This is a genomic window from Actinomadura sp. NPDC048394 (assembly GCF_040651755.1).
Classification (GTDB): domain Bacteria; phylum Actinomycetota; class Actinomycetes; order Streptosporangiales; family Streptosporangiaceae; genus Spirillospora; species Spirillospora montaniterrae.
This window is the reverse complement of the sequence record NZ_JBEZJL010000163.1, coordinates 1-4666: the sequence shown is the minus strand read 5'-3', so window position 1 is coordinate 4666 and position 4666 is coordinate 1. Positions and strand designations below refer to the sequence as shown.

At 65.0% G+C, this 4666-nt stretch carries 2 protein-coding genes; both read left to right on the top strand.

What is annotated here, in order from left to right; all coding sequences use genetic code 11:
- Positions 1-924: 924 nt before the first annotated feature.
- Positions 925-3795 carry an ADP-ribosyltransferase gene (locus AB0C78_RS50475; RefSeq protein WP_360762917.1) on the top strand — a complete coding sequence of 957 codons (2871 nt, stop codon included), beginning with the start codon at positions 925-927 and terminating at the stop codon, positions 3793-3795.
- A 439-nt stretch (positions 3796-4234) separates the two neighbouring features.
- Positions 4235-4666: hypothetical protein (locus AB0C78_RS50470; RefSeq protein ID WP_360762914.1), on the top strand; the 432-nt coding region annotated here is incomplete at its 3' end.

Sequence of the window (4666 nt, the reverse complement as noted above, 5' to 3'; positions counted from 1 at the left end):
ACCGGCGCCGCCGACAGGCTCGCACGGATCAACGTCCGCGACCTGGCCGACGCACTCAAAGCAAGCCCCGCTGCCGCCTCAGCTTCAGCCGCCGCACCCGCCGCTGCCGCACCCGCCCCAGCCTCGGCCGCTACCGCCCCGCCCGCCGTTGCCGCGCCCGCCGCGGCAGGGGCCCCCGGGCAAGCGGCAGCACCACCCCAGACCGCCACCCCTGAGCCGCCAGCCGGACTCCCGACCACCGCAGGCGATATCCCCCGCACATTTATCCACCAACCACCCGCCCGCCACGGCGCCCAACCTGCCACCGTCGGCAGCCCACCCAAGGCCCTGGACACGCCCCTGCCCCCTGAATCGGCGGCCCCGCCGATCAGTGCACTATCGGACGCTCCAACAGGTCCGCCCAGACGCCACGTGGAGAGCGGCCCCGGCACAGGCCGGCCCCCCGCACGCATGACCGCCGAACCCAACGAACCCCCCCGACCCGGCCCGCCCACGCACAACCCGGCCACACCTAGCCCATCCACGCACCGCCCGTCCACGCACCGCCCGTCCACGCACCAACCCACCCAAGCCGCACACGAGCCCGGCGCCCCGCCGACAACAGAGACCGCCGCCTCCGTTAGTGGACGCGCCCCTGGCATCCCGCACACGATGGAACGGCCCCCCAGAACCACGGCAAGCCGCCCAGAAAACAAAAACCCCAAACCCAGCCACACTGAGAGCGAACAACCAACGGACTCCCCACGGCTCGCGAACCCTGCGACGGGCCGAACTGACCAGGTCGCTCAACCTGCACATACCACCGCTCCGCCCAAGCCACCCGCCGACGTTCCGCCGCCGCACACCGGCTCCCGAACAGGGCACGGTCAGGAAGCACCGCACCCCGAGTCCACTGCGAGGGATGCCTCGGAACGAGACGCACCTGTGGCCGATGGCAGGTCGGCCCCGCCGGACCCTGAGCAGTATCTGCGTTTCGAGGGTGCCGATGGTGAGGCGTACGGTGAACAATATTATGCGCACGCGTTCAAGGCACTGGCCGAGAACGCGCCGGACCAGCACGCGGCCATTTACGACTACACTCGCGGCGGCGTCTTGAACACCGCACTACGCGCTATGGATGAGGGTAGGGATCTCGGCGGCTTCTTGAATTCTCTCCATAGAGACAGAATGTTGGCCGAGCATCTGACTGGCCTGTCGCTACGGCTACAGCGGAATATTGCGGCTTCTGACCTGCCCCAGATACTGCGCACCATCGACCTGACCTCCGGTGAGCGCAACGCCATAGAGGATGTGCTGAACTCGCCTGCCCCGGGCCGGCTAAAGGAAATATACGGCAATGCGGGGACGCATGAAAGCCTTGAGCGCTATCTACGTGAGATGCCCACTCGAGAGCTGCTCGAAAAGCAGATCGAATTGATCGACCAGGGGCTGTCGACGTTCTCGCTCCCGGACTCTATTCAACTCAAACGCAGCGTTGGCAGCCTCGGCCACTTGCGCCTTTCCGACGGAACCCCCCTTGGAGAAGGTGATCCAAAGCTCCTGGAGAATACATCCCAAACCGAGGCGGGATACACGTCAGCGTCGCTCGGCGAGACGCTGTTCTCTCCCAATAACATCTTGACGCTTGATGTGCCCGCCGGCACAAAAGGAATATGGGTGGGGCGGTCGTCCGCCAAACCGCTTGAGCGTGAATTCGTTCTGCAGCGGCGTCTGCGATATAAGATCGTCAGCGTAGAACGAGTCGGTACCGACGTGTTCGGCCGGGGCCAGTACCACGTGCATGCACGTGTTCTCCGGCCGGACGAAGTCATGGCCCCCGAGATTGGACGCTTGTGCTCGACCGTTCCCTCTCATGTCACTGACTCGCCGCCGGATATCGTCGTAGGACGTGGTGCGGCCGAGCGCTCGGCGGCCGCTACCCCGCCGGCTCCGGCCTCCGAGCCACCACACGCGGCCGCGAGCGTTCCCCATGGTGAGGAGCCCTCGCACTCAGGGATCCCCAAGCCATCTGGGGCGCAACGTCCGTCATCCGTAGATCGCCCAGGCCAGGCCGTTCCCGGGTCGGAGGCTCCTGTAACTGGTCGGCTTCCAGATCAGGGCCGCCCGATCCAGCGCATCGAGGACTCTGTTGGCCAAGGCCCGGCCGGTGACCCGGCCGAACCGGGCGCGGCACACCCGCACCATGACGGAGCACCGCCCCAGACCAAGGCTGCGGGTGAGCAGGCCGGACACAGGCCGCCTATGCCCGAGCCGGATTCGGTCACGTCGATTGCAGATCGGCTGCGCCGCGGTATCGAGTCCGGGATAGACGAGCGCCGCACGGTACCGCTCTTCCGCGGAGGTGTTGCCGAGCGGGTTGATCTGGTCACCTTCAACGACGGCAGCAAAGCCGTCCGCAAGGTGACATGGGGCGAGGACCTTGATACCGCCGACGCTGACGAACTCAGCGCATTGGTCGGGCACGCGGTTGAAGCGCGCGTTCCAGCGGTTCACAGGGCGGATGCCCACACGCTCTACATGGAGCACGTGGATGGGCAAGGGGTCTGGGACATGCACCCGCATGCACACCCAGATGATCTGCGGGCGTTGTACGGCGACAAGCCCGGCGCACGCAACCTGGGCCTGATGGATGCCCTGACCGCAAACGGTGACCGTGAGTGGCTGGTCGATCGGCAGGGCCGAGTCTGGGGCATCGATCACGGCGCCACCTTCTGGCTCGAACCGGACAGTGCGGCGGTTCAGGCCGGCAACCCATTCAGCAGGCATTTCGTTGAAGGTACGCGCATCGGTCCACGTGGCGAGGAGTACATCTGGCGTCCCAATGCGCTCAATCCTGCTGACGTTGAGGCCATTGAGCAACGCCTGAACGCCCTGCGCCCCCGATTCGAGGCGCGCGACCGCAGTGACTGGTTCGAAGGCATGATGAAACGCTGGGAATTCATCAAGGCGAACGCAAGAGGAACCACGCCGATTCTGGATCACGACGCCCCGCGCTTCGGAACGAGACCCGAGAACTCTGGCCCGCCAGCGACACCCCACGAAGGCGGTCCGCTCGGCGCCGCAGCCCCTAGCCGCCCCAGAGGTGTGCACGCGACCGGCAGCCCAGGCTCAACCGTTCCTTCTCATGTCAACGAATCAGGTGCTGAACCGCTGCCAGACGGCCTAACAGAACGTGGCGAGGTCGAACGCCCGGCGGCGGAAACTCCGCGGGTGCCGGCCCCTGAGCCAGCACACGCGGTCGCGCACGTTCCCCATGGTGATGAGCCACCGCGCTCAGGGAATGCCAAGCCACCTGAGGTGCAACGTCCTGCATCCGACCCTTCGCCTGAGACGCGTATGCGGGACCAGTATGGTGAGTCGCTGAGCGAGACCACCTCCGATGTGGTCCATCCCGAACGTGTGGACCCACGCTTGCACTACGGCTGGTATGAGGACGACCGCTCCGCGGCAGGAACCAGGGGCGAGGCCTCGTCCGGCGGATCGGAGGCGTCGCCGGGCCATCCCGCTGCTTCCGAGGCACGTCCTGGCTCGGAAGTATTGGGAGATGCGCCTCAAGAAGGCGGTCCTCTTCCTGGCGGCGAACTCGAAACCGCTGATCCGACCAAGCCGAGGCCGCTTCATCAGGACGAGGTCGAACCCGGCGAGGCAGCCGCCCCGTCCGGTGACCAGGTCGCTCCTTGGTCGCCTGGTGAGGAAGTCGGCGCTCCAGCGGCCGACAGGCCGCCCGAGACGCAGCCGCCGGCATCGGGTCGAACGCCTGAGCCTCGCACCGCAGAATGGCCGGGGCAGAGGTGACACCGATGCGGTCGGCCACCCGCATTCGGACCCGCGCAGCCATTACGTCAGGGACGAATCTGACCCTTTCACTGACGCCGGCACCAAAACTGCGGACCTGGCAGAAGGACCCGAGAATGCGGGTGCGCGCAGCGGACAGGCCAGCGTTGCTGAACCGGGTGCCGGTGGTTCATCGCATGACCATCCCTCCGATGCAGAGCTCGGTACACCGGATGATGCAGCGTCTGCCTGCACCGCTTCAGCCCATGAGCCGCATACCGTACCGTGGAATTTTAAGCAGTTCCTGAGCGATGCCGAAGGCGAAGCATACGGTGAGAGCCGGCTGGGGCACGTGTTCCATAACCTGCCCCCCCCCGCAGGTGCGCGATGCGGTGTGCCGATATGCGTCAAACCATAAGTACGGCTTGATGATACGTGATTATGTAAGGGATCCGGGAAGGTGGTGCAATGGTTTGACGATTTGCAGTTCGGGCATCGGCAAGTGAAATGGCTGACTGTGCCAAATGGTGGCGAAATGTCATCCATGGCCAAGCTGGGAGAGTTGTCCAGTAGACCGAGTGGGCTGACCGATTACGATAGGCGACTCGTTCAATCCATTCTTGGCTCCGAAAATTCCTCGGCCTTTCTGCGCTTGGTGGAAGATTTGGATTGCGAATGCGCAAAAATGGAGAAGGAACTATTGGCGCCTTCCTTCATTATGTCGAGCACCTTGATGAAGCCACGCGGCATTTACTCCCGGAGCCGATTGAGGCGATTCGAGGACTGGATGATGTTAACCTCGATCTTTCGTGAGGTCGGTTGGGTCGCGGAGCGACCCAACCGACCCAACGGTTTTGGGGGGGGGGTATGGGTTTTGGGCGGAAGTGGCGGC